The sequence below is a fragment of the Streptomyces sp. NPDC057623 genome (genome assembly GCF_042800355.1).
In the GTDB taxonomy this organism is placed as follows: Bacteria; Actinomycetota; Actinomycetes; order Streptomycetales; family Streptomycetaceae; genus Streptomyces.
On sequence record NZ_JBHVGZ010000001.1, the window covers coordinates 157,737 to 182,302 of the forward strand.

Here is a 24,566-nt window from a genome sequence, read left to right on the forward strand (position 1 = left end):
GGCAGCAGAGACGACGGCAGAAAGGAAGGCACAGGGGAATGAACCTCATGAACACTCCCTCCGCTCCGGCGGATTCGCCGACGCCGGGCGCCTGGGAGGAACTCGTCACGGCGGCCCTCCTCGGAACGGACCGGCGCACGCCTCCGGGCTGCGCGCCGGGTCGGGAGGCTCCGGCGGCGTTGCTGGACACGGCGGCCGTGGAGACCGTACGGCGGCGGGCCGGGCTGAAGCCGGCGCGGGCGGCACGGCCGCCGCTACCTGCGCCCGAGGACGCCCGCCCGGCGCTGCCTCCGGCGGCGGCCCGCAGGCTGGCGATGCTGTTGGCCGACCGTCCCGGCGGGAGCGGCGGCCGCAGAGGCACGGCACCGGACCTCATGGAGCTGCTCCCCCAGTGGCTCGCGACAGTGAACGACCACGGTTTCGCGCCGCCCCCGGAAACGCTGCCCGCGCTGCTGGACGCGGCGCGGGGCCGTACGGATCTGCGGCCGGCGGCGCTGGCCTTCGCCGGCCCGCGGGCGGTGTGGCTGGCCCGGCTGAACCCGGACTGGCGTTTCGCCCTGCGTTCGACCCCGGGCGGGGGCGCGTCGCTTCCGCACCTCGATGACTCGGCCGAAGTCCGGCAGCTGTGGCAGGAGGGGCTGTTCGCCGAGCGGGTCGCCCTGCTCTCCGCGATCCACTCGCGGGAGCCCGCTGCGGCACGCGACCTGCTGAGCACGACCTGGGCGACGGAGCGGGCCGAGGACCGGTTGATGTTCCTGGACTCGCTGCGGACCGGGCTGGCGCCGCCGGACGAGGCGTTTCTGGAGCAGGCGCTGGCCGACCGGAGCCGCAATGTCCGGGCGACGGCCGCGGAGCTGCTGTCGGCGCTGCCGGGTTCGGCTCTCGCGGCACGGATGGCGGTGCGGGCGAGCGCAAGCGTGGCGTTGGATCACACCCGGGACACTCCGACGATCACCGTCGAAGCGCCACATGAGTGCGACGCCGGCATGGAACGCGACGGGGTCGTGGCCAAGGCTCCGACGGGGCGCGGTGAACGGTCCTGGTGGTTCGGCCAGTTGGTGGAGGCGGCGCCGCTCGGCACCTGGCCGGGGCGGCTCGGGGGGCGTACGCCTGGGGAGCTCGTGGCGCTGCCGGTGACGGACGGCTGGCAGGGCGAGCTGCACGCGGCGTGGTGCCGGGCGGCGGTACGGCAGCGGGACGGTGAGTGGGCGAGGGCGCTGCTCGGGTCGCCCGCCGCTCCGGAGGCCGGCGGTCCGGGGGCGGTGTCCCTGGCCGAGCGCGCCAAGCTCCTCGGCACACTGGGCTCCGCCGAACGGGCCGAGTGGGTCGCCGGATTCATCGCGACGCACGGTCTCTCCGAGGCGTTTCAGCTACTCGGGGTGTGTGCGGTGCCGTGGAGCGGGCCCCTGGGGCGGGCGGTGGTCGACGCGCTCAACATCGCGCGGGACGCGGGGAGTTATCCATGGAGTTTCAGTGGTGTGATGGGCTTGGCCGAGCGCTGTCTCGACCCGGCCGAGGCAAGCCGCCTCAACGGCCTGCTGGCGGTCCCTGACGAGCCGGAGGACGCGTCGCCGGGGGCCGGGGGCTACTGGGCGGAGGCGTTCCAGCGACTCGTCACGACGTTGCGCCTGCGGGCGACCATGCTCGATGAACTGGAGATACCCAGCCCGTCCGGCGTTTGAGGACGAAGCCCGCTCAGAGCCGAAGCGGGGTTCTGCGGGCGGCAGCCCCCGGGGATGGCCACCCCGCCCCACCCGCACCGCACCCGCACCCGCACCCGCACCCGCACACCGACCCGTACGACCCCGCACCCAAACCCGGCCCCGGACCCAAAACCCGGACCCGGACCCGGACCCGGACCCGGCCCAAGCAGAGACCTAAGCTCCCGCCGGCTGATGCACATTCGCCCGCACCCAGTCCACGATCGACTGAGTCGTCGCCCCGGGCGTGAAGATCTCCGCGACGCCCTTCTCCTTCAGCGGGGGAATGTCCGCCTCGGGGATGATCCCGCCGCCGAAGACCAGGATGTCCTGCGCATCCCGCTCCTTGAGCAGCTCGATCACGGCGGCGAAGAGGGTGTTGTGGGCACCGGAGAGGATGGACAGGCCGATCGCGTCGGCGTCCTCCTGGATCGCGGTGCCGACGATCTGCTCGGGCGTCTGGTGAAGCCCGGTGTAGATGACCTCCATACCGGCGTCGCGCAGCGCCCGCGCGATCACCTTGGCCCCCCGATCATGGCCGTCGAGCCCAGGCTTGGCCACCACCACGCGGATCGGACCGGCTGCCACACCCATCACTGCCTCCATGAAGCGACTACATCCATCCGTACCGACAGGCACCGCTCATGTCTGAGTTATGCCGCACTCGCCGCACATGTCATACATGGTGCGCCTATCGCACTTCTCCGTCGCCCAGCTCGCCGGACGTGCCCTCACGGCACGGACGCCTCAGGCCACATCACCCGAGGAAGTGAACGAACGTTATCGCCAGCATCCCGCAACCGGCAGTTTCGCGGTGCGGACCGAGGGGGAAATCACACGGTGGGACACGTTCGCCGCGCACCGTTCCATATCTCTGCGGCACACGGGCCGCAGCAGTCTGCGGTGCACGCGTCGCAGCGGAACCACGCGCAACGGGAGCCGCAACGAGGTCGCCGCACCACCGCGCCGCGGACCGCGCGCCGTGGCGGTACGGCGCATCGACGGTGGCACGAAGGGCACGTAGGGCAGGTAAGGCACGACAGCGGGGAGCCTCGTCGCCACACCGGCAGGGAGCCCCGTCAGGTCATCGGTGCGCGATCGCCGATCCGACCTACGCACATCACGCGCCTCGCTCACCCCACGCGCCCTCTTCATGCCCTCGCCGGCCACCTCCACCGCGGTTTCCCACGAGGGCACACGGGGGCCGGAGTCGTCCTCCTGCGTGCCGCAAGGAGGTCGGCCATGAAGGTCACCGGGGCAGCACTCCCCTTTCTTCCGCTCTGCCGACGCCTGCTCCCGAGCAGACTCGCCGGCCTCTCCCTTGCCCTGCTGAAGGCGACCGCCCTGGAGATCGCGATCCTCGCCGGACATGTGCTCCTGTATCCGTCGGGCATCACCCAGGAACGCCGCACCGCCCCCGCGCTTCCCGCCCGGGACACCGCCCCGCTGCCGACGGGGACCCAGCCACCCGTCGTCCTGCTGCACGGCTTCATCGACAACCGCTCGGTCTTCGTCCTGCTGCGCCGCAGCCTCGCCCAGCACGGCAGGCACCAGATCGAGTCGCTCAACTACTCCCCGCTGACCTGCGACATCCGCGCCGCTGCCGAACTGCTCGGCCGGCACATAGAGGGGATCTGCGAGCGCACCGGCAGCAGGCAGGTGGACATAGTCGGACACAGCCTCGGCGGGCTGATAGCGCGCTACTACGTGCAGCGCCTCGGTGGCGACCTCAGGGTCCGCACGCTGGTCACACTCGGCACGCCACACTCCGGCACCCACGTCGTCCCGCTGGCGAACGCGCATCCGATCGTGCGTCAGATGCGCCCCGGCTCACCGGTCCTCGATGAACTGGCCCGGCCCGCGCCCGGCTGCCGCACCTACTTCGTGAGCTTCTGGAGCGATCTGGACCATCTGATGGACCCGCTGGAGACGGCCTGCATCGACCACCCGGACCTGATGGCGCAGAACGTCCGCGTGACCGGCATCGGCCACCTCGCCCTGCCGGTGCACCCCGCCGTGGCGACCGGGATACGGCAGGCCCTCGACACCGCACGGACAGGAGAAGAAGCCGCCCCGCAGTCCGGCGGCCTGACCGTGGCGTAAAGCATCCGGCGACCACCTCCGGCAACCGCCCCCGCCGGCCTCTCCGCAAGCCGCCCCATACGCGGATCACACCGGGATCACACCCGGATCGCACCCGGCACACAGCCGCGGAACAGTCCGCCGACATCGAACAATCTTCGAACGCAAGGCCAAACTCGCGCCCACAGTCCGCCAAAACACGGCCGAATGCCCGTTTCCTTCGCACGCGAAACCTGCCGAAGATTGTCGTGCCCGCATACCGCCGGGTACAGTCGCCGCACTGCTCTGGCAGCCCCTGTTGTCGAGGCGAGAGAGAAGTTGGTGAACGATCGTCACCCGTCGGGGACCATGTCCTCCCCGACCACGGCTTCCGATGCCACCTCGGCGCACTACGTGTCGTACGGCGCCCAGGAAGCCCAGTACGGTGACTCCACCACGTACGGCACCTACGACGCCACCGGATTCGGCGCCGCCGCTCACGCCACCACCTCCTTCGACGCGGACCCCCTGTTCGGCAGCCTTCCCGGTGAGAACACGGGCGCGTACGACACCACCCAGTGGTCCACGGGCAGCCACCAGACCGTGAACTATGACGCCTATGCGGCCCAGCACCACGCCGCCTACGACACCGGCGCGTACGACACCACCGCGTGGACCGCCGAGCACGAGCGGCTGAACTTCGTCCCGCAGCAGGCCAACGGCCACGACACCTCCGGTCAGTGGGACGCGACCGCCTGGGCCCAGCCCGACCAGTCCGGCGCCCCGGCCGACCAGACCCAGCAGTGGGAATGGGGCACGCAGACCTTCGACACCGGGACCTACGACGCCACGCAGTGGAACTCCGACGGCGGAATCGACGGCACGACCACGCAGGCGGCCGACGAGTACCAGCAGTCAGCAGAATCCTTCGATCAGCAGGCGACCGCCCACTTCGAGCAGATCGAGCACGTCGACCCCACGGCCTACGACGATCCCGCCCAGCCCGACGCCGAGCTGACCGGCCCCGGCGGACTCCCCGCCGCGGCCCCTCTCCTCGACGACCAGGAGGAGTCCGCTCCGGCCCCCTCCCCGCGCGCCGCCTCCCGCAGCGGGTCGCGCTCCCGCCGCCGTACGCCCCCCAAGCGCTCCGCGCTGCTGACGATCGCCGTACCGTCCGCGTGTGTGATGGGCGTCGCCGGGATCGCCGCCGCCTCCGTCGGCAGCCTGACCGACGACAAGGACGCGACCACGCTGGCGTCGGGCGGCGAGGCCGTGCAGCCGTCCACCGCGAACAACAAGCTGGACACCCAGCTCGACAGCCTCTCCGCCGGCGCCGACGACTTCGCCGACCGGGCCAGCCGTACGCAGGAGCGCATCGACCTCAAGGCCCAGCAGGCGGCCGAGAAGCGCAAGGCCGCCGAGGAGGCCGCCCGCAAGGAGCGGCTGCGCCCGAAGTTCGCGGTCCCGGTCGCACAGCACGGCCTCAGCGCCTACTACGGCCAGTCCGGCATCAACTGGATGTCCGTGCACACCGGCATCGACTTCCCCGTGTCGTACGGCACGACGGTGATGGCGGCGACCGACGGCACCGTCCGGACGCAGTGGAACAGCGCCTACGGCAACATGATGATCGTGACCGCGAAGGACGGCACGGAGACGTGGTACTGCCACCTCTCCAGCTACCGCGTCGCCTCCGGTACGGCGGTGAAGGCCGGCGACCCGATCGCGTACTCCGGCAACTCCGGCAACTCGACCGGCCCGCACCTGCACTTCGAGGTCCGGCCGGGCGGCGGTTCGGCCATAGACCCGCTGCCGTGGCTGCGCAGTCACGGCCTCGACCCGTCGTAGCCGACCCTCGGTTGACCGCCCTGAGCCGGCGACGCCGGCCGCTGGACGACCGGACGACTTCGTGGCGCCCCCGCCCTTCAGCGGGGGCCCACCCTTGTCAGCCCTACAGCTTCTCCACCGGCGCGTACCGCAGCAGCAACCGCTTCGGCTTGACGTCCCCGAAGTCGATCGTCGCCTCTGCGTTCCCGCCCGTGCCCTTCACGGCCATGACGGTGCCGAGCCCGAACTGGTCGTGAGTGACCCGGTCCCCGACGGCGAGCTGCACGACCGGCTTCTCGGAGGTGCGGCGCGTGGCGAACCCGGACGCGCCCGACGCCGAGGAACGCGAGCGGGACGAGGACAGCGAGGCGGCGACTCCGGACGCGGGACCGGAGGACACCGGCGAGGTCGCCCCCGTGCGCTTCCAGTCCACGTGCTGTGCCGGGATCTCCTCCAGGAAGCGGGAGGGCGGGTTGTACGACGGCTGCCCCCACGCGCTGCGCATCGACGAGCGCGTCAGATACAGCCGCTCACGCGCACGTGTGATGCCGACGTAGGCCAGCCGCCGCTCCTCCTCCAGCTCCTTGGCCTGGCCGAGGGCGCGCATGTGCGGGAAGACGCCGTCCTCCATGCCGGTGAGGAAGACGACCGGGAACTCCAGGCCCTTGGCGGTGTGCAGGGTCATCAGGGTGATGACACCGGAGCCGTCCTCGTCCTCGTCGGGGATCTGGTCGGAGTCGGCGACGAGCGCGACCCGCTCCAGGAACGCCGCGAGCCCGCCGGAGGACTCACCCTCACCCGACTCCTGCTCGAACTCCAGGGCAACGGCCGCGAGTTCCTGAAGGTTCTCGATACGGGTCTCGTCCTGAGGGTCCGTGGAAGCCTGCAACTCGGCGAGGTAGCCGGTCCGTTCCAGCACGGCCTCCAGGATGGTGGCCGGCCCCGCCCCGGACTCGACGACCGTACGGAGCTCCTCCATCAGCGTGTTGAACCGCTTGACGGCGTTGGTCGACCGCGCGGCCATGCCGTACGCCTCGTCCACCCGGCGCAGGGCCTGCGGAAAACTGATCTTCTCCCTCTGCGAAAGGGCGTCGATCATCGCCTCGGCGCGGTCACCGATGCCCCGCTTGGGCACGTTCAGGATCCGTCGCAGCGGCACGGAGTCCTCGGGATTGGCCAGCACCCGCAGGTAGGCCAGCACATCCCGGACCTCCTTGCGCTCGTAGAACCGAACCCCGCCGACGACCTTGTAGGGCAGGCCGACCCGGATGAAGACCTCTTCGAAGACACGGGACTGGGCGTTCGTCCGGTAGAAGACGGCGACGTCGCCGGCCTTCGCGTCCCCCGCGTCCGTCAGTCGGTCTATCTCGTCGGAGACGAACTGCGCCTCGTCGTGCTCGGTGTCCGCGACATACCCGGTGATGCGCGCGCCCGCGCCCGCGTTGGTCCACAGGTTCTTGGGGCGGCGGGACTCGTTGCGCTCGATGACGGCGTTGGCGGCGGTCAGGATCGTCTGCGTGGAGCGGTAGTTCTGCTCCAGCAGGATCGTCGTCGCGTCCGGGTAGTCCTCCTCGAACTGGAGGATGTTGCGGATGGTGGCGCCCCGGAAGGCGTAGATCGACTGGTCGGCGTCACCCACCACACACAGCTCGGCGGGCGGGAGGTCGTACTCGCCGGGCGGCACGTCGACGGGGTGCTCGCCGGTCCCGACGAGCTCGCGCACCAGCGCGTACTGGGCGTGGTTGGTGTCCTGGTACTCGTCCACCAGCACATGCCGAAAGCGTCGGCGGTAGTGCTCGGCGACGTCCGGGAAGGCACGCAGCAGGTTGACCGTCGTCATGATCAGGTCGTCGAAGTCGAGGGCGTTGGCTTCCCGCAGCCGCGACTGGTACAGGGCGTAGGCCTGAGCGAGGGTCTTCTCGAACCCGTCCGTCGCCTGGGCGGCGAAGTCCTCCTCGTCGATCAGCTCGTTCTTCAGATTGCTGATCTTGGCGCTGAAGGACTTGGGCGGAAACCGCTTGGGATCGAGATCCAGATCACGGCACACCAGCGCCATCAGCCGCTTGCTGTCGGCGGCGTCGTAGATCGAGAACGACGAGGTGAACCCGAGCTTCTTGCTCTCCCTGCGCAGGATGCGCACGCAGGAGCTGTGGAAGGTCATCACCCACATCGCGTTCGCACGCGGGCCTACGAGCTGCTCGACGCGCTCCTTCATCTCGCCCGCGGCCTTGTTGGTGAAGGTGATCGCGAGGATCTGCCCCGGATGCACGTTCCGCTCGGCCAGCAGGTGGGCGATGCGATGGGTGAGCACACGCGTCTTGCCGGACCCGGCGCCGGCCACGATGAGCAGCGGGCTGCCGGAGTGGACGACGGCCGCACGCTGGTTCTCGTTCAGCCCCTCCAGCAGCGCCGCCGCGTCGAGGGCCGGGCGCGGGGCGCCGTCGCGGTAGTAGGCGTCCCGGTCCGGAGGCACGTCGAACTTCCCGCCGAACAGATCGTCCGGAACCGACTCCGGAGCATGATCGTCCTCGGGCGGTGGCGGATGCTCCTCGTGGGCCCGTGGGGCCTGGAGGTCCGCCAGGAAGCTGTCGTCAAAGAGGCTGCTCATCGCTCTCCGAGTCTAGGGCGCCCCACTGACAGCCCGCGGCCGCCCCGAGAACATCGCCCGTTTCAGCCCCCGACGATCTACCGGACCCGCCCATGCCGCCACCCCCTCACCCTCCACAACCAGGCCATAACACTCCGCAGCCACCTCGACAAAACAGCCGATAACCACCAGCCGCACCCAAACCGACCGCCACGCGCAACGCACTACCCCAAGGTCACGAAAATGTATCGGGCATATCGAACATCAACCTTCACAGGGGCCTCACGAGTTGGCTACGGTGCCGGACAGGCCGTACGACCCCCTCCGGCGAACGTCGCCGGGCCGCACGGCCTCCGCCGAGTCCGGCACGCCCACGGCGCCCGGAGCCGGGGACCCACCGAACTTGGGGTGAATCGGCCGGACTTCCCACCCGGGCCGTAGGGCAACCCTTCCGAACCACCCGCCCGAACCCGACAGCTAACTCGGTAGGCGGAGCATGGAAGGAGTCGCCTCCCTTGGCGTCGCACCGCAAGTCGCGTCCCGCTGGTACGCGTGTAGCAGGCATACGGACCCCCGCCCTCGCCACGGCGGCCCTCACCTCCGTCGCCCTGCTGTCCCAGACGGCCAACGCGAGCCCGTCGACAGACGACAAGCCCAGCCTCGAAGAGGTCGAGAAGAAGGTCGACGACCTCTACCGCCAGGCGGAGTCGGCGACCGAGAAGTACAACGCGGCCAAGGAGAAGACCGCGAAGCAGCGCAAGCGCGTCGACACCCTGCTCGACGACGTGGCCCAGCGCACCCAGACGCTCAACGACGCGCGCGAGGAACTCGGCCGTTCCGCCGCCGCGCAGTACCGCACCGGAGCGGCCGCCCCCGACACGGCGACCTTCCTTCTCGCGGACACCCCGCAGGACTACTTCGACCAGTCCCAGCTGATGGACCGCATGACGGGCCGCCAGGAAGAAGCGGTCGCCGACTACTTCACACAGCAGTCCGCGACGATGAAGAAGCGCGAGGAGGCCACCCGGAGCCTCGAAACGCTCACCGAGTCGCAGAACGACCTGCGAACCGCGAAGACCACCGTCCAGACGAAGCTCGCCGACGCCCGCGAACTTCTCTCGAAGCTGACGGCGGAGGAGAAGGCACGCCTCGCCGCGATCGAGAAGCGCAAGCAGGAAGAGGCCGCCCGCAAGGCGGCGGAACTGGCCAAGCAGCAGGCGGAGGCGGAGCGCCAGCGCCAAGAGGCGGCACAGCAGCAGGAGAGCAACGAGCCCCCCACCGACTCGTCCTCCTCCGACTCGTCCTCCTCCGACTCATCCTCCTCGGACTCGTCCTCCTCCGACTCCTCGTACGCCACCAAGGCCGAGAAGGCCCTGGCCTTCGCCCGCTCCCAGATCGGCAAGCCGTACGTCTGGGGCGCCACCGGCCCCGACTCCTACGACTGCTCCGGCCTCACCCAGGCCGCCTGGAAGGCCGCGGGCGTCGACATCCCCCGCGTCACCTACGACCAGGTCAACGCCGGCACCACGGTCTCCCTCGCCAGCGCCCAGCCCGGCGACCTGGTCTTCTTCTACGACGACATCACCCACGTGGGCATCTACATCGGAAACGGCATGATGATCCACGCCCCGAAGCCCGGCGCGTACGTCCGTGAGGAGTCGATCTACTACGACGGTGAGTCGTCGATCCACAGCGTCGTACGCCCCGCCTGACACCCGGCTGACGCCCACGCGCGCGTAGCGCTTGCGCGTGGGCTGTGGAGGGGCGAGGCCGCCCCGGGCAGAGGTACCCGCCCGACCGCCGGAGGCACGCGGCACCGGCGCGCCCCGCCCCCAACCCCCACCCCGCTCCCTAGCATCAACCCATGCCCGCCACCACCACCCCCGGCTCCCCCTTCCGTACCTGGTGGTCGCGACGTCCCCCGACAGCCGGCGCCGCCGTCATGGCGACCGGCATCCTCTCGGTGGGCCTGCACCAGACGGGCTACGAAACCCTGTCCCGGATCGCGCTCGCCCTCGCCTGCGCATCCTGGCTCGCCCTGGCCTGCGACTTCACCGCGCGGCTCCTGTGGGACCGGGCCAGGTGGGTGAAGGAGGCAGCCACCCCGGCCGCCCTGACCGCCATCGCCGCGACCACCGTCCTCGGCACCCGCTTCACGGCCCTCGGCTGGGAGACCCTCGCCAAGGCCCTCCTGGCCTTGGCGGCCCTGCTCTGGCCCGGCCTTCTCATCGCCGTCGTACGCCACTGGCACCCCCGCATGCCCGGCGCGGTGTTCCTGGGCTGCGTGGCCACCGAGGGCCTCGCCGTCCTCGGCGCCACGCTCGCCGCGACCGAGGAATCGGCATGGCTGGCCCACGCGGCACTCGTGCTGTTCTGGCTCGGCCTCGTGCTCTACGTCATCGCCCTGACCCGCTTCGACCCGCGGCAGGTGGTCCACGGCGCCGGCGACCACTGGGTGGCGGGTGGCGCTCTCGCCATCTCCGCGCTCGCCGGCTCGAAGCTCATCGCCGCCGACAGTCCCCGCCTGTACCTCTGGAACGACGACGACGACACCGGCGCCCTGCGCACGGTGACCGTCGCCCTGCTGGTCCTCGACCTGGCCTGGTACGCCGCCCTGCTCATCGCCGAGATCGCCCGGCCCCGGCCCCGCTACGACGTACGCCGCTGGGCAACCGTGTTCCCGATGGGAATGACGGCGGCTGCGGCACTCTCCATCGCCGACGCCGTGGACGTCTCCTGGCTCGAAGCCCCCGGCGAGGTCCTGCTGTGGGTCGCGGTGGCGGCCTGGCTGGCGGTCACCGCGGGCGCGGTGTGGGCCTACACGCACCCCGGCCACAAAACCGCGGCCGAGCCGGGAACCTCCCCCGGCACGGACGTCAGGTCCACAACACAGCGATGAAGACGTTCGCCACGGTCAGCAGACCCACCACCCCGAACAGACGCTTGTCCACCGTCTCGTCGTCCCGCTTCACGTACACGAGCCCCAGGATCACGACCAGCAGCGCCAGCTTCACGCCGATCTTGATGTTGTCGACGGGATGGTCGTCCGCCTGATTGAGGCCCACGAGGATCACCCCGGTGACCAGCATGGTCAGGGCGCCGTGCAGCATCGCGGGGACGAACCGGGCGGTGCCCCGGCCCATGACCTTCATCTGGGTGAGGAAACCGCCGAGCAGCGCGGCGATACCGATGATGTGCAGGCCGACGAAGAGATGGATGAGTACGTCCATGGGGCCGGAGCCTAATCAGCCCCGGGCACCCGCCCACCACCGCCCCGCCTCAATCCCCCTCAACCGCGCCCTCAACCGCGCGCCCTCGCCCCCGCCCGGGTCCTGCATATATGCGCCGTAGCACCCGGCCGCCCCCACGCACCCCCCGTTCCGCCACATCGGTCAGCACACAGCGTGAACAAGACGCGGCCTTTCCGGGATCACGCTCACTTACGGTCATCCCGCGGTCTGCTCCCGGCACTTCCGCACAACGCGTTACCGCACCGACACAGTGAGGTTTAGCGTCCTCCACCAGGTGACCGGCTCCCCACCGCCGCCCGGGCCAGGGGCGGCAGTCGGACACCACCGCCGAGAAAAGTCCGGCGGCGGCCCGCTCCCCCTGTGCAGGCCGCCGCCGGACGCGTAACCCGCCCCCGGGCGGTCGTACGTCGCACCCCCAGGCGCTCGTACGCCCGCCGCTCCCCCGGGGCGGTCCGTTCCTCCGGGGACGGTCGTACGGGCCACCGCCTCGGCGGACGTACGGGAGACGAGGCGGTCGTACGAAAGGACGTGCAGTCCACGTGGCAGCGCACCGAAAGCCCCGTCAGCGCTCGGCCGGCGGCAACACGGCCCGCACGGCATGGACGATCGCCCTGGCGGGCGCGGCGACGGCGACGGGTCTCGACGGGACCGGACACGCCGAGCCGCAGCTGACACCGGAGCAGGTCAAGGTGAAGGTGGACAAGCTGTACCAGGAGGCGGAGGTCGCGACCGAGAAGTACAACGGCGCCAAGGAGCAGGCGGACGAGGCCGGGCAGCGGGTCAGGAAACTGCAGGACGAGGCCGCCCGCAGGACGGAGAGGCTCAATTCGGCGCGGGAGACGCTCGGTTCGATGGCCGCGGCGCAGTACCGGGACGGCGGCCTCGACCCGGCCCTCCGGCTCGCGCTCTCGGCCGACCCCGACCGCTACCTCGACGGAGCGGAGTTCGCCGAACGCACCGGCAACCGCCAGGCGGCGTCCGTCGCGAGCGTCCGCAGGCAACTGCGCGAGATCGAGCAGTTGCGGGGGGCGGCGCACATCGAACTGACGTCACTGAAGTCCCGCCAGTCGGAACTGCGACAGCACAGCAAGACGATCACCGGCAAGCTGGACACCGCCCGCAGCCTGCTCGCCCGGCTGACCGCCGAGGAGCGCACCCGGCTCCAGGCGAACGGCACGGACCGCGCCGCCCGCTCCTCGGCAGACACCCGCGACGCCCTGGCAGCTCCCGGCTCGGCCACGGCCCAGGCGCCCAACGCCCGTGCCGCGGCCGCGATTTCGTACGCCTACTCCAAGCTGGGCAGCCCCTACGTCTGGGGCGCGACCGGCCCGGACGCCTTCGACTGCTCCGGCCTCACCCAGGCCGCCTACCGCTCGGCCGGACTGTCCCTCCCCCGCACGACCTACGCCCAGATCGACACCGGCCGCCGCGTCTCCCGCTCCGAACTGCTCCCGGGCGACCTGGTGTTCTTCTACTCCGGCATCAGCCACGTGGGCCTCTACATCGGCAACGGCCAGATGATCCACGCCCCGAACCCCTCGGCCCCGGTACGCGTGGCCCCGCTCGACGAGATGCCGTTCGCGGGGGCCACGCGCGTGGGGTGACCGGGCCGGTGCCCCCGCGCACCGGGGCGCGGTCTCACACCAGACGCCGCGCCGTCGCCCACCGCGTCAGCTCATGCCGGTTGGACAGCTGGAGCTTCCTCAGCACCGCCGAGACATGGGACTCGACCGTCTTGACGGAGATGAACAGCTGCTTGGCGATCTCCTTGTACGCGTACCCCCGGGCGATCAGCCGCAGCACCTCCCGCTCGCGCTGGGTCAGCCGGTCGAGGTCCTCGTCGACCGGCGGCGCGTCCGTCGACGCGAAGGCGTCCAGCACGAACCCGGCGAGACGCGGCGAGAACACCGCATCGCCCTCCTGGACGCGGAAGACCGAGTCGACCAGGTCGGTGCCCGTGATGGTCTTGGTGACGTACCCCCTGGCACCTCCCCGGATCACCCCGATGACATCCTCGGCCGCGTCCGAGACGGACAGGGCGAGGAAGCGGACGGGCTGCTCGGCGTCCGCCATCAACGGGGCGCAGCGACGCAGGACTTCCACCCCGCCGCCACCCGGGAGGTGCACGTCGAGAAGCACGACCTCGGGCCGTGTGGCGGTGATGACCGTGACCGCCTGGTCGACGTCGTCGGCCTCCCCGACGACCTCGACGCCGGTCTCCTCGGTCCGGCCGATCTCGGCCTGGACTCCCGTACGGAACATGCGGTGGTCGTCGACGAGGACCACGCGCACGTGCCGCTCGACCGCGCTCCCGCCGGTCGACTCCACAGGCTCGTTCGCCTCGGTCGGGTCACTCATGACGTCTTCTCCGCCCTCTCCATCTCCAGCTCGACCTCCGTACCTCCGCCGGGTACCGCCCGGAGGCGGGCCGTACCGCCGTTGCGCTCCATACGGCCGATGATCGATTCTCTGACGCCCATGCGGTCGGCGGGTATCGAGTCGAGGTCGAAGCCCGGACCTCGGTCCCGGACGGACACGAAGACGGTCTTTCCCTCCACCTCGGCGTAGACCTGCACGGCGCCGCCCTCGCCACCGTACTTCGCGGCGTTCACCATTGCCTCGCGCGCGGCCTGCATCTGCGCACCGATTCTCTCGTCGAGCGGGCAGTCGCCGACGACCACGACCTCTATCGGGACGCCGTGCTTGTCCTCGATCTCGGCGGCGTTGCGCCGGACCGCGTCGGCGAGGTGGGTGGGTTCGTCGGCCTCGTCCTTGCCGGTGCCCTCGGGTTTGTAGAGCCAGGTGCGCAGGTCGCGCTCTTGTGCCCGGGCCAAGCGGCGGACCTCGTTCGCGTTCTCCGCGTTGCGCTGGATCAGGGTCAGGGTGTGCAGCACCGAGTCGTGGACGTGCGCCGCGACCTCGGCGCGCTCCTGGGCGCGGATGCGCATCAGCCGTTCCTCGGAGAGGTCCTGGGTCATCCGGACCAGATAGGGGCCCGCGAGGAGCGTTATGCCGACGAGGACCGCCAGGGCCGCCTGGAGGACGGAGCCGAGGTGGGCGGCGGAGCCCTGAAGGACGAAGATGCCGGAGACGCCGGCGGTGACCAGGACGACGCCGCCCGCGGCACGCAGCAGGGTGAGCGTGCGCCGTCGCCGACCGACCTCCATCCAGCGGGCCCGCCGCGAGTTGTCCGCCTGACGCCAGACCAGGGCGACGCCCGCACCGACGAGCACCGTGGGCAGGAGGTAGGCCTTGGCGCCGCTGCCCAGGTCGACGCTGCCGACGAACACCATCGCCACCACGACCATGAGGAGCAGCGCGACGATCTGCCCCTTGTCCGGCTTGCGGGCGACGAGTCTGCGGCGGCCGTCGGCCGCGGTCTCGGTGGTGAAGGGGGACGGCCGCTGCGCGTCGACACCGCCGACGCCGAGCGGCACGAAGAACCAGAACGCGGCATACAGCAGCGCACCGAGGCCGTCCGCCATGAACAGGCCGACGAAGACCAGTCGCACCCAGATGACGGGCAGGCCGAGATGCCCGGCGAGCCCCCGCGCCACGCCCCCGAGCCAGCGTCCGTCGCTGCTGCGGTAGAGCTTGCGCGGCGGCCGCGGTTCGACGAGTGGCGCTGCTGCGGCTTCCGGCATGCCATCGATGTTCACACGGTCGGAGCACCGGAGCATCAGGGTCGACCCCCGATACTCCCCTGATCTTCGAGGACCGCCGCGTCGAACACCTCCCCAGACCTCCCTCAGGGGCCGATATCAGGGTCCGACCAGGGTCATTCCGACTCCCGCAAGGCCGACCCGCCCGTCACCATGGACACATGACAGATCACCAGCACGCCGCGGACTCCGTGCCCGGGCCGGACGCCGTGCCCACCGCGGGCACCGCGTCCGGCCCGGCACCCGCGAGCGCCGCGGGTGAGGAAGCGGGCGTGGCAGCCGGCCCTCTCGCCCCGCCGCACAGGTTCCGGCGCGACCGGCGGCACAAGATGCTGGCCGGCGTGTGCGCCGGTCTCGGGCGGCAGTGCGACATGGACCCGGTGATCTTCCGGATCACCCTCGCCGTGCTCTCCGCGACCGGCGGCATCGGCCTCCTCTTCTACGGCTTCGCCTGGCTCTTCGTCCCGTACGACGACGAGGACGAGAACGAGGTGCGCAAGCTGCTGACCGGCCGCGTCGACGGCCAGGCCCTGACTGGCGTGCTGTTCGCGCTGGTCGGCTGCGGTGTGTTCCTGACGCTGCTGAAGAACGGCGGCGTGCTGACCTTCGCCGTCGTTCTGTCCCTCCTCCTCGCGGGCGCCGGCTACTGGTCCCGGCACCGCAGCACCCCCGACCCCGACCCCCTCGCCGCCCAGACCGTCGCCGACGCCCCGCCGGAGGCCCAGGCCCCTCCGGTCCCCACCGCCTACCCCTCCTGGTGGCGCGACCCCATCGTCAAGGACGGCACCCACGAGGGCGGCACCGGCTACCTCTGGGGCCCGGGCGACTCCCGCGACCGCGACATCGCGGCGGCCGTCAACATCGGCCGCGGCACCTGGAGCAGCCGCGACGACATACGCATCCGACACCCCCGGCAGCCGAAGCCACGCGGCCCTCGCTCGATCGGCGGTCGGGTGTTCCTGCTGGCCCTGCTCGCGGGCGCCCTCGGCACCGGCGGGACCTGGGAGGACCACGCGCTCGGCGCCAGCCTCCAGACCGGCCTGGCCTGCGCGCTGCTCGTTCTCGGCCTGGGCATAGCGGTCAGCGCGTTCCTGGGCCGCACGGGAGCGGGCTCCATATTCCTGGCGATCATCACCGCGGGCCTGCTGGCCGCCTCGGCCGCGCTGCCGAAGGACATCAGCACCCACTGGGTCGAGCGGAGCTGGCGCCCGGCGGCCGTGGCGGACGTACAGCAGCAGTACGACCTCGGCACCGGCGTGGGCACCCTGGACCTGACCCGCCTGGACCTCGCCGAGGACCAGACGCTGACCACCAGAGCCGACGTGGGCGTGGGCCGGCTCAAGGTGATCGTCCCCAAGGACATGACCGTGCAGCTCAGCATCGACGTAGGGGTGGGGGACATCCAGCTCCCGGGCGACGACAAGCAGGACGTGGACGTGGCACCGGGCAAACACAAGGAGCTGACTCTGACACCGCCCGCGGGCACCAAGGATGCGGGCACACTGGACCTCGACCTGAGCGTCGGCGTCGGGCAGGCGGAGGTGAGCCGTGCTACGTCATGAGTTCCAGCCCGGCAGGCTGGTCGCCGGCACCTTCCTGGCCCTGGCGGGCGTCATCTACGCCGGGGACGCGGGCGGCGCCTGGGAGACGCCCTGGTTCGTCGTGATCCCCATGGTCGTCGGCGGCCTGTGCCTGGCGGGCGCGGTCGGAGTCATGACCCGAGGGATACGCAAGCGCCGCGCGGCACCCCGCGAGACCGCGGCCCCAGAACCCGACGCCCACTGACTACCGATAGCCGCCCGTCCGCTGCCGCCGCCGCGCGCGCAGTGCCGCGTCCACAGAGAACATGGGCGCCCCCGCGAGCACGAGAGGCAACCAGGCCATCAGATACGCGAGGTCATTGCCGTAGTAGTACGGATCGGAGGCCCAGCTCACCGTCAACCACAGACTCAGCGAGATAAGCGCACCACCCAGCGCCGCCAGACGGGCGAGCAGACCGATCAAGGTCCCGATACCGACCGCCAGCTCACCGAACGCGATGGCGTAGCCGAACCCGACGGGGCTCTCCAGCGCCATGTCGACCATGGCCGGGATGGCCGACGAGTCCCGCACCGCACGCATCATGTCGCCGACCGACCCCGCCCCGGCGTCCTTCATGAAGGCACTGTCGGTGAGCTTGTCCAGACCTGCGTAGATGAAGGTGACACCGAGGAAGACGCGAAGAGGAAGCAGTGCGTACCGGGAGGCGCTGTCCCGCCAGTTCCGGTCGCCGTCGAGATAAGGGGTGTGCGTGTCCGAATGCCTACCGTGAGTCATCGCCCGTAGCCGCCTCTCGCCCGCCGTGCCGTGACCCCTCGAAAGACGATACGTACGCAGTCGCCGCGCCGCTCACCTCTTGCCGCCCGCAATTCTCCGACCACCCCCACCCGAGGGAAACCCCCCGTCACCCAAGCAGGCACCGAAGGGGCGTACCTCCACAGGCCCCCAGTCGCGTACGACGGCAAGGGACAGTGTCGGAGGATGGCGCGTACCCCCCACGGCCCCGCAGTCGCCCACGGCGGCGAGGGGCGGCGTCGGGAGATGGCGCATGCCACCCACGGGCCCGGCAGCCGCGTACGGCGGCAAGGGGACGCGTCGGGGGGTGCCCGCCCGCAGAGTCCGGTGCCAAGACACGGCACCTCTCGCGCGGCCAGCCCACCGGACCGAGGACGGACACCCCCCGACGCGGCCCCGACCCACAACCTCACGCCCCCGCGCTACACGAGCCCCCACCGGACAGCAACAGGCGCCGCAGGCATCCACCCCCGAACCCGCACCCACCGCGACAGCCCGCCGCAGGCGCCCCCACCCGCCCAACCGCCGGAGGCACCCGTCACTCGGTCACGTCGATCGTGTACCGCCCGGTCTCCACCCCCGCCGCGGTAACCACCTGCACCTCCACCCGCCCCGGCTCCACATCCGCGGGAACCGGCACCGTCAGCACCGCGTCCGTCGGATTGCTGAACCCGCCGCTCACCGGCACCAACGGCACGTGCACATGCACCGCCCCGATCCGCACCACCATCCGCGACAACCGGTCCGCCCCCTGCGCCCCCGGCGGCACGAACCCGGCCCCCCGAATCTCGATGTCGTCCCCGGTCCGGATCGGCCCGTCCAGGTCGCCGGCCTCCCGTGCCCGCACCACCGAGAGGATCACCGGCCGGCCCCCCTCGGCGTACTTCCCGGCCAGATACGTGGCCGCCGAGACCAGCACCACCACCGCCAGCCCCCACGGAAGATCGGGCAGCTGATCCGGCCGCCGAGCCAACCGCACCGCCGCGAACAGCAGCGCCACCCCACCGATCACGACGTACTGGATGTCCGCGAACGTCCCCCGCCCCGCGTCATCCGTCAGCAGGTCCGCCGCCCGAGGCCGATGAGCCCGCACCTTCTGCAGACGCTGCCCGAGCACCCGCACCCCGACGACCCGCCGCACCAGCACCGCGATCGCGCTGACCACGGCGAGCACGGTCACGACACCGGCTCCCCGCCCGAGTTCGAGACCGGCGATCAACGCATCGCGCTCGCGGTGCCCGGACGCCGCCGCCAGCCGCCCCGCCAGCACGAGTACGGCGTAGGCCATGAACAGCACCCACGCCCCGGCCACCGCACGCGACGTGGACAGCCGATTGTCCTCACCGATGACCGGCGCGAGCGCCCCGCCCCGCGCCCGGTGGAACCACGACGCCGCCGTCAGCGCCGCGGCCGTCACCAGCGCCGCCAGCAGCCCGGCCGTACGCGCCGACGTCCACCCCGCGCCGATCGCCGTGAACGCCTGCACCAGCAGCAGCGCCACGACCAGACCCCAGACGACACCCGTCGTGCGTCCCCACAGCCGCGCCAGCCACGCCTCCCCCTCGGCACGGCCCCGTTCGGCGACGAGTTCCGCCGACTGCGTCAGCTCCTCGGAGACCCACTGCCGGGAGGCGGAGGCCGAGTGGGCCACCGCGGCCGGGAGCCCTTGCCCGGCCGCGAACTCGTCCCGCTTCAGCAGGAACTCGGCGACCGCGCGCCGATGCCCCGCACGCGCCCCGTGCGGACAGTCCCCGCAGGTGCAGCCGCCCCCATGCGCGCCCCATGCCGCGCTGCCCCGCCCAGCCTCCTGCACCGCCACGCCCGACGCCTGCCTTCCGTAAATCCCTCACGACCTGGTGCCCCAGCGACCAGATGACCTCATGGCCTTATAGCCGCACGACCCCGCGACCGGCACCCGGATCTCACATACCGGCCGTCACAGATTGCGACCGCCGCCCACGCCACCGACAACTCCCCTGCCGCACCGTCGAATTGTTCCCTACTCCGCCCGTTCCCCGTTCCGGCGGCCGGGCCGGCGCGGGTGATCAGAGGGCTCGCGTGTTGACCCGGCTGCGAGAATTCCCCCATGGCCGAGCTCATCCAGCGCGACGGGACCTGGGCCTTCGACGGCGCAACGGTCCGGATCACGCCGGGACTCCATCGCTCCGTACCTCTGTTCCGGCAGACGTACGGGGAGATCGCCGTACCCCTCGAAGCCGTCGCGAGCATCGCCTTCGAGCCCGAACGCAGACGCGGACGGCTGCGCATGCGGCTGCGGGAGGGCGCAGATCCGCTGCTCCAGGCGACCGGCGGTCGGCTGCCCGGCATGGCGGATCCTTACCGGCTGACGGTGGACATCGACGGTTTCGGGGTCGCCGAGTACGTCGTCGAGGAGATCCACCGGACGCTGCTCCTGGACCAGATCCCCAAGGAACCGGCCACGGCCTATCTCCTCCCCGGCCCACCGGTCCCGGTCTCCGTCCGTTCGTCCGACGGCACGGTCTCCTTCGACGGCACCCAGGTGCGGATCGACTGGTCCGACACCTCCGACCGGGTGAAACGAGCGACCGGCCCGCGCATCATCGACGTCGGAGACCTCGTCCAGGTCGAATGGCTGCCCAACTCGGGCTACGAGGACGGCCTTCTGCGCTTCACGACCCGCGAGACGGTGTTCGCCGAACTGCCGCCGGAGAAGGACCCGTACGCCCTGGACCTGTGGGGCAGCGCCCGCCGGGACCTGCTGACCGCCCTGGTCGCCACCGCGGTCACCGCCCGCCTGCCGCACCCGTCCTCCCGCCCCGGCACCGACTCCGACTCCGCGGAGCGCGCCCGGCCGACGCCGTCCGTCCCGCACCGTGCCGACCGCCACGACGTGCTCCTGCGCAGGCTCCGGGAGTTGGGCGAGCTGTACCGGGACGGGGTACTCACGGACGAGGAGTTCGCAATGACGAAGGCGGTCGTCCTGAGCGGCTTCTGACCCTCAACTCAGCAGGTCCGGCTCACTGCGACTGATGTCCTGCCACAGCGGCTGATAGTTGATCCACGCCACCAGATCCCCGCCGAGCTGCTCCCGGGTGGCCACCGCCTGCCGATGCTCGATGAGGACCGGACGCCCCGCCGCCCTGGCGGTCAGCTGCACCTGGCAGGACCTTTCCATCGACAGGAACCACCAGGCCGCCGCGTCCACCGAGTCGCCGACGGTGAGCAGCCCGTGGTTGCGCAGGACGAGGGCCTTGTGGGAGTCGAGCGCGGTCGCGATCCGGCGGCCCTCCACGGCGTCGACGGCCACGCCCGAGTAGCTGTCGTAGAGCGCGTGGTCCTCGTAGAAGGCGCAGCTCTCCTGCGTGATCGGATCCAGCAGCTCGCCCAGCGCCGCGAGCGCCCGCCCGTGCACCGAGTGGCAGTGGGCGACGGCGACGACGTCCGGGCGGGCGGCGTGCACCTGGGAGTGCACGGTGAACGCCGCCTGGTTGACGTGGTACCGGCCCTCTATCACCTGTCCCTCGGAGTTGGAGAGGACCAGGTCGCTGACGGTGACGTGCTTGAACGGCATCCCGAACGGGTTCACCCAGAAGCAGTCGCTGAACTCGGGATCGCGCGCGGTGATGTGCCCGGAGACCCCGTCCTCGAACCCGAGCCGTCCGAAGATCCGCAACGCGCCCGCGAGCCGTTCCTTGCGGTGCCGGCGCTCGTCCTCGACCGACTCGTGCATGGGCGGCATCGCGAACTGCAACCGGTCGGTCGGCAGCGGCGAGGGCGGAATGGGCCCGAGGGGCGTCCCGTGCATGTGTCCTCCCGCACTGGGTTGCTTACGGGGCGGAAGTTACCGCCGGTCAGCGCAGGAGAACAGAGATGTTCTGTAAAGATCCCGCCCTCGTCACGGCCTCCGCACGTCCCCCGGACCGCGGAAACCAGGCGGAAACCGGACAGCAGATGTCGGGTATCAGCGCCAGACTCGCCGTATGACAGTGAACTGGGCTGCCTTCGCCAAGGCCGAACCGGACCTCGCCCGCACCGCGGAGGAACGCTTCGGCGCCTTCACCCACCACGTCCTCGCCACCCTCCGCAAGGACGGCTCCCCGCGCACCACCGGCCTGGAGGTCCGCTTCCTGGACGGCGAGCTCTGGCTCGGCATGATGCCGAACTCGCTCAAGGCCCTCGATCTGCGCCGCGACCCCCGCTTCGCGCTCCAGGCGAACCCCGGGCCAGGGCAGTCCATGGGCGGCGGTGACGTACGTGTCTCCGGGCGGGCGATCGAGGTCGTGGACCCGGAGCGCAAGGCCGCATACGCCGAAGAGGTGGAACCGCCGGAGCCGTTCCACCTCTTCCGCACCGAGCTCACGGAGGTCGTGAGGACCTACGTCGAGGACGACAAGTACCTCGTCGTCCAGATCTGGCAGCCCGGCGAGCCCCTGCGCACGGTCAAGCGCGCCTAGGGCCTACTCCCACTCGATGGTCCCCGGCGGCTTCGAGGTCACGTCGAGGACGACGCGGTTGACGTCCTTCACCTCGTTGGTGATCCGGGTCGAGATCCGCGCCAGGACGTCGTACGGCAGCCGCGACCAGTCGGCGGTCATCGCGTCCTCGGAGGAGACGGGCCGCAGGACGATCGGGTGGCCGTAGGTCCGGCCGTCACCCTGCACGCCCACGCTGCGGACGTCCGCGAGCAGGACCACCGGGCACTGCCAGATGTCACGGTCGAGGCCGGCCGCCGTAAGTTCCTCGCGGGCGATCGCGTCGGCCTCGCGCAGCAGGTCGAGCCGCTCCTTCGTCACCTCGCCGACGATCCGGATGCCGAGGCCGGGCCCCGGGAAGGGCTGGCGCTGGACGATCTCGTCCGGGAGCCCGAGCTCCTGGCCGACCATCCGGACCTCGTCCTTGAAGAGCTTGCGCAGCGGCTCGATCAGCTGGAACTCGAGGTCCTCCGGCAGGCCGCCCACGTTGTGGTGGGACTTGATGTTCGCCGTGCCGGTGCCGCCACCGGACTCGACCACGTCGGGGTAGAGGGTGCCCTGGACGAGGAACTCCACCGCCGGCCCCTCGTCCGCGATGATCTCGGCCTGCGCCTGCTCGAAGACCCGGATGAACTCGCGGCCGATGATCTTCCGCTTCTCCTCGGGGTCGCTGACCCCGGCGAGCGCCTTGAGGAACCGCTCCTCCGCGTCCACGACCTTCAGCTGCACGCCGGTCGCGGCCACGAAGTCCTTCTCGACCTGCTCGGTCTCGCCCTTGCGCATCAGACCGTGGTCGACATACACACAGGTCAGCTGGGAGCCGATGGCCTTCTGGACCAGCGCCGCCGCGACGGCGGAGTCCACGCCGCCGGACAGACCGCAGATGGCGCGCCGGTCGCCGACCTGCTCACGGATGGCGGCGACCTGCTCGTCGATGACGTTCCCGGTCGTCCAGTCCGGCTTGAGGCCCGCACCGCGGTACAGGAAGTGCTCCAGCACCTGCTGGCCGTGCGTGGAGTGCATGACCTCGGGGTGGTACTGGACGCCGTACAGCTTGCGCTCGTCGTTCTCGAAGGCGGCGACCGGGACGACGTCCGTGGAGGCCGTCACGGAGAAGCCCTCGGGGGCGGCGGAGCAGGCGTCGCCGTGCGACATCCACACATGCTGCTCGGCCGGGGTGCCCTCGAAGAGGGTGGAGGACGACTTCGACACGTGCAGATCCGTACGGCCGTACTCGCGCGCACCGGTGTTGTCGACGGTTCCGCCGAGGCTCTGCGCCATGATCTGGAAGCCGTAGCACATGCCGAAGACGGGGACGCCGGCCTCGAAGAGTGCGCGGTCGATACGGGGGGCGCCCTCCTCGTACACGGACGACGGGCCGCCGGAGAGGATGATCGCCGCCGGGTTCTTGGCGAGCATCTCGGCGACCGGCATAGTGCTCGGCACGATCTCGCTGTAGACCCGGGCCTCGCGGACGCGACGGGCGATGAGCTGGGCGTACTGCGCACCGAAGTCGACGACCAGGACGGTGTCGGTGGCGGCGGCGGGGTTCGCTGATGACACGGGTTGCCTTCCGGCGGTGAGCGAGGTGTGTGTGAGGCCGAGTCTACCGGGCCCCGCGCAGGCCCCCCGGGGCCGAAGCCCGTCTCACGATACGAACCCTCTTGGACGCTCCCGGAAGGCACGGCATACTGGCCGCATGCTCACGCACCCGACCTTCCTCTTTACCTATGGCAACCGGCCCACCGGCTGCCATGGTCGTGCTGCTTGAGCAACTGACAAGCGACTTCCCAGGCGCCCCGGGCCGACAAGGTCCGGGGCGCCTGGCGTTCGCGGACCTTGCCGCTCCGGGGTGCCACTCCCATCCAGCGAGGAGCCCCCGAGATGACCGCCACCGCAGCAGAGCCCCAGACATCAGCAGCTGACGCTGCGGGCGTCGCGCACACCACCGAGGCCGTCGGCGTGATCACCGGCGCCCGTGAACGCATCGACGCCCTCGACGACCGGATCATCGGCCTGATCCAGGAACGCATGGCCGTCTCGGCGGTGATCCAGGAGGCGCGGATCACCTCGGGCGGCCGGCGCGTGAACCTCTCCCGCGAGATGGAGGTCCTCCACCACTACAGCGAGGCACTGGGCAAGCCCGGCACCTCGCTGGCGATGACCCTTCTGGAGCTGTGCCGGGGCAGGATCTGAATCCACGTTCCGGGGACAGACGTACGCATCCCCTCTCACCCGGTCGGAGCGTGACGCCTCCCGGGCCCCTTCGTTGGTACCGGTGTCCGTGCCAGCCAGGTGCGGGCCCGAACGAACCACGCGTGGCTCGCTGGAGCGATGAGGTGTGCGGATCGTGCCGTACACCGTGGGACCTCGCTCCAGGAGAGTGACCGGACGGCAGGGGACAGCAGCCCGGTCACCCAAGAGAAGGTCGGCTCCGGGGACGCCCGGAGCCGACCGGCGGGAAGGGCGAGAAGGAGCACGACGCCCGAGAAGGAGTACAAGGCGGGGTCGAGCGGTTGCGGCGGCCTCGTCCGTCCAGCACGATGCGTAACAAGCTCCTCGTCCCACCGCGCCGCCGGGCGCATCGATCACCCACGGACCATCACCAGCGGCGCAACCCCCCGGCGCCGCTTCCCAGGCACCGACGCTGCCCTGACGTCGGTGCTGACGAAAGAAGGGCCCCGCGGCTC

The 24,566-nt window shown here is 71.0% G+C and carries 20 protein-coding genes and 1 riboswitch; of the genes, 11 read left to right on the forward strand and 9 right to left on the reverse strand.

Translation table 11 applies throughout. The features are described 5' to 3' along the window. Nucleotides 1-47 precede the first annotated feature (47 nt). Nucleotides 48-1,682, forward strand: coding sequence for a DUF5691 domain-containing protein (locus tag ACFU95_RS00745; RefSeq protein WP_383819788.1), 1,635 nt, complete (start codon nt 48-50; stop codon nt 1,680-1,682). A gap of 195 nt (nt 1,683-1,877) precedes the next feature. Here ACFU95_RS00745 and ACFU95_RS00750 read toward each other — a convergent pair whose 3' ends face one another. Then, nucleotides 1,878-2,294: a cobalamin B12-binding domain-containing protein gene (locus tag ACFU95_RS00750; protein WP_383819791.1), complete on the reverse strand. Its 417-nt coding sequence runs from the start codon at nt 2,292-2,294 to the stop codon at nt 1,878-1,880. Between the two features lie 648 nt (nt 2,295-2,942). Between ACFU95_RS00750 and ACFU95_RS00755 the strand changes: the two genes are divergently transcribed. Both ACFU95_RS00755 and ACFU95_RS00760 read left to right on the forward strand, forming a co-directional pair. Next, complete coding sequence (locus ACFU95_RS00755) at nt 2,943-3,803, forward strand: esterase/lipase family protein (RefSeq protein ID WP_383819794.1); 861 nt, start codon at nt 2,943-2,945, stop codon at nt 3,801-3,803. Between the two features lie 186 nt (nt 3,804-3,989). After that, nucleotides 3,990-5,609: a M23 family metallopeptidase gene (locus tag ACFU95_RS00760; RefSeq protein ID WP_383819797.1), complete on the forward strand. Its 1,620-nt coding sequence runs from the start codon at nt 3,990-3,992 to the stop codon at nt 5,607-5,609. Nucleotides 5,610-5,712: 103 nt separating this feature from the next. Here ACFU95_RS00760 and pcrA read toward each other — a convergent pair whose 3' ends face one another. Further along, nucleotides 5,713-8,196, reverse strand: coding sequence for a DNA helicase PcrA (pcrA, locus tag ACFU95_RS00765; protein WP_383819799.1), 2,484 nt, complete (start codon nt 8,194-8,196; stop codon nt 5,713-5,715). 323 nt (nt 8,197-8,519) lie between these two features. Beyond that, a riboswitch (cyclic di-AMP (ydaO/yuaA leader) is annotated at nt 8,520-8,682 on the forward strand. 8 nt (nt 8,683-8,690) lie between these two features. Between pcrA and ACFU95_RS00770 the strand changes: the two genes are divergently transcribed. Continuing rightward, a complete protein-coding gene (locus ACFU95_RS00770) occupies nt 8,691-9,887 on the forward strand; it encodes an NlpC/P60 family protein (RefSeq protein WP_383819802.1) in 1,197 nt (398 codons plus the stop codon). 152 nt (nt 9,888-10,039) lie between these two features. Then, entirely contained in the window at nt 10,040-11,074 is a 1,035-nt protein-coding gene (locus ACFU95_RS00775; protein ID WP_383819805.1) for a tellurite resistance/C4-dicarboxylate transporter family protein, read from the forward strand. On the opposite strand, the gene ACFU95_RS00780 is transcribed toward ACFU95_RS00775, so the two are convergent. Continuing rightward, a complete protein-coding gene (locus tag ACFU95_RS00780) occupies nt 11,052-11,405 on the reverse strand; it encodes a hypothetical protein (protein WP_383819807.1) in 354 nt (117 codons plus the stop codon). The genes ACFU95_RS00775 and ACFU95_RS00780 overlap by 23 nt on opposite strands. A gap of 560 nt (nt 11,406-11,965) precedes the next feature. Between ACFU95_RS00780 and ACFU95_RS00785 the strand changes: the two genes are divergently transcribed. Beyond that, a complete protein-coding gene (locus tag ACFU95_RS00785; RefSeq protein ID WP_383819810.1) occupies nt 11,966-13,030 on the forward strand; it encodes an NlpC/P60 family protein in 1,065 nt (354 codons plus the stop codon). Nucleotides 13,031-13,064: 34 nt separating this feature from the next. Here ACFU95_RS00785 and ACFU95_RS00790 read toward each other — a convergent pair whose 3' ends face one another. Together ACFU95_RS00790 and ACFU95_RS00795 are read right to left on the reverse strand one after the other, a co-directional pair. Further along, nucleotides 13,065-13,784 (reverse strand): LuxR C-terminal-related transcriptional regulator, encoded by a 720-nt coding sequence (locus ACFU95_RS00790; protein WP_383819813.1) that lies wholly within the window; start codon nt 13,782-13,784, stop codon nt 13,065-13,067. Beyond that, the gene (locus ACFU95_RS00795) at nt 13,781-15,070 is read right to left on the reverse strand and encodes a PspC domain-containing protein (protein WP_383819815.1); all 1,290 of its coding nucleotides are present in this window, start codon (nt 15,068-15,070) and stop codon (nt 13,781-13,783) included. Before ACFU95_RS00795 ends, ACFU95_RS00790 begins: the two co-directional genes overlap by 4 nt. Nucleotides 15,071-15,249: 179 nt before the next feature. Between ACFU95_RS00795 and ACFU95_RS00800 the strand changes: the two genes are divergently transcribed. Together ACFU95_RS00800 and ACFU95_RS00805 are read left to right on the forward strand one after the other, a co-directional pair. Then, nucleotides 15,250-16,650 carry a PspC domain-containing protein gene (locus tag ACFU95_RS00800; RefSeq protein ID WP_383819817.1) on the forward strand — a complete coding sequence of 467 codons (1,401 nt, stop codon included), beginning with the start codon at nt 15,250-15,252 and terminating at the stop codon, nt 16,648-16,650. Continuing rightward, the gene (locus tag ACFU95_RS00805; RefSeq protein ID WP_383819820.1) at nt 16,637-16,873 is read left to right on the forward strand and encodes a hypothetical protein; all 237 of its coding nucleotides are present in this window, start codon (nt 16,637-16,639) and stop codon (nt 16,871-16,873) included. The genes ACFU95_RS00800 and ACFU95_RS00805 overlap by 14 nt, the downstream gene beginning before the upstream one ends. Here ACFU95_RS00805 and ACFU95_RS00810 read toward each other — a convergent pair whose 3' ends face one another. Together ACFU95_RS00810 and ACFU95_RS00815 are read right to left on the reverse strand one after the other, a co-directional pair. Next, nucleotides 16,874-17,404, reverse strand: coding sequence for a DoxX family protein (locus tag ACFU95_RS00810; RefSeq protein WP_383819823.1), 531 nt, complete (start codon nt 17,402-17,404; stop codon nt 16,874-16,876). It abuts the gene before it with no gap. A gap of 556 nt (nt 17,405-17,960) precedes the next feature. Further along, a complete protein-coding gene (locus ACFU95_RS00815) occupies nt 17,961-19,241 on the reverse strand; it encodes a hypothetical protein (protein WP_383819826.1) in 1,281 nt (426 codons plus the stop codon). Between the two features lie 267 nt (nt 19,242-19,508). Here ACFU95_RS00815 and ACFU95_RS00820 point away from each other — a divergent pair, with 267 nt between their 5' ends. Then, entirely contained in the window at nt 19,509-20,399 is an 891-nt protein-coding gene (locus tag ACFU95_RS00820; protein WP_383819830.1) for a DUF4429 domain-containing protein, read from the forward strand. 3 nt (nt 20,400-20,402) lie between these two features. On the opposite strand, the gene ACFU95_RS00825 is transcribed toward ACFU95_RS00820, so the two are convergent. Continuing rightward, nucleotides 20,403-21,209 carry a class II aldolase/adducin family protein gene (locus ACFU95_RS00825; protein WP_383819832.1) on the reverse strand — a complete coding sequence of 269 codons (807 nt, stop codon included), beginning with the start codon at nt 21,207-21,209 and terminating at the stop codon, nt 20,403-20,405. Nucleotides 21,210-21,384: 175 nt separating this feature from the next. Here ACFU95_RS00825 and ACFU95_RS00830 point away from each other — a divergent pair, with 175 nt between their 5' ends. After that, a complete protein-coding gene (locus ACFU95_RS00830) occupies nt 21,385-21,858 on the forward strand; it encodes a pyridoxamine 5'-phosphate oxidase family protein (RefSeq protein ID WP_383819834.1) in 474 nt (157 codons plus the stop codon). Nucleotides 21,859-21,861: 3 nt separating this feature from the next. Here the strand turns inward: ACFU95_RS00830 and guaA are convergent, their stop codons facing one another. Next, a complete protein-coding gene (gene guaA, locus ACFU95_RS00835) occupies nt 21,862-23,439 on the reverse strand; it encodes a glutamine-hydrolyzing GMP synthase (protein ID WP_383819837.1) in 1,578 nt (525 codons plus the stop codon). 321 nt (nt 23,440-23,760) lie between these two features. On the opposite strand from guaA, the gene ACFU95_RS00840 reads away from it, so the two are divergent. Continuing rightward, on the forward strand, nt 23,761-24,072 hold the full coding sequence (locus ACFU95_RS00840) for a chorismate mutase (RefSeq protein ID WP_383819840.1): 312 nt from the start codon (nt 23,761-23,763) through the stop codon (nt 24,070-24,072). The last annotated feature ends 494 nt before the right edge of the window (nt 24,073-24,566 follow it).

Coding starts and splice junctions, on each gene's coding strand:
- ACFU95_RS00755 (WP_383819794.1), top strand. CDS start 2,943: ATGAAGGTCACCGGGGCAGCACTCCCCTTTCTTCCGCTCTGCCGACGC.
- ACFU95_RS00760 (WP_383819797.1), top strand. CDS start 3,990: ATGCCCGTTTCCTTCGCACGCGAAACCTGCCGAAGATTGTCGTGCCCG.
- pcrA (WP_383819799.1), bottom strand. CDS start 8,196: ATGAGCAGCCTCTTTGACGACAGCTTCCTGGCGGACCTCCAGGCCCCA.
- ACFU95_RS00810 (WP_383819823.1), bottom strand. CDS start 17,404: ATGACTCACGGTAGGCATTCGGACACGCACACCCCTTATCTCGACGGC.
- ACFU95_RS00775 (WP_383819805.1), top strand. CDS start 10,040: ATGCCCGCCACCACCACCCCCGGCTCCCCCTTCCGTACCTGGTGGTCG.
- ACFU95_RS00790 (WP_383819813.1), bottom strand. CDS start 13,784: ATGAGTGACCCGACCGAGGCGAACGAGCCTGTGGAGTCGACCGGCGGG.
- ACFU95_RS00830 (WP_383819834.1), top strand. CDS start 21,385: ATGACAGTGAACTGGGCTGCCTTCGCCAAGGCCGAACCGGACCTCGCC.
- ACFU95_RS00840 (WP_383819840.1), top strand. CDS start 23,761: ATGACCGCCACCGCAGCAGAGCCCCAGACATCAGCAGCTGACGCTGCG.
- ACFU95_RS00780 (WP_383819807.1), bottom strand. CDS start 11,405: ATGGACGTACTCATCCATCTCTTCGTCGGCCTGCACATCATCGGTATC.
- ACFU95_RS00795 (WP_383819815.1), bottom strand. CDS start 15,070: ATGCCGGAAGCCGCAGCAGCGCCACTCGTCGAACCGCGGCCGCCGCGC.
- ACFU95_RS00820 (WP_383819830.1), top strand. CDS start 19,509: ATGGCCGAGCTCATCCAGCGCGACGGGACCTGGGCCTTCGACGGCGCA.
- ACFU95_RS00825 (WP_383819832.1), bottom strand. CDS start 21,209: ATGCACGGGACGCCCCTCGGGCCCATTCCGCCCTCGCCGCTGCCGACC.
- ACFU95_RS00750 (WP_383819791.1), bottom strand. CDS start 2,294: ATGGGTGTGGCAGCCGGTCCGATCCGCGTGGTGGTGGCCAAGCCTGGG.
- ACFU95_RS00745 (WP_383819788.1), top strand. CDS start 48: ATGAACACTCCCTCCGCTCCGGCGGATTCGCCGACGCCGGGCGCCTGG.
- ACFU95_RS00800 (WP_383819817.1), top strand. CDS start 15,250: ATGACAGATCACCAGCACGCCGCGGACTCCGTGCCCGGGCCGGACGCC.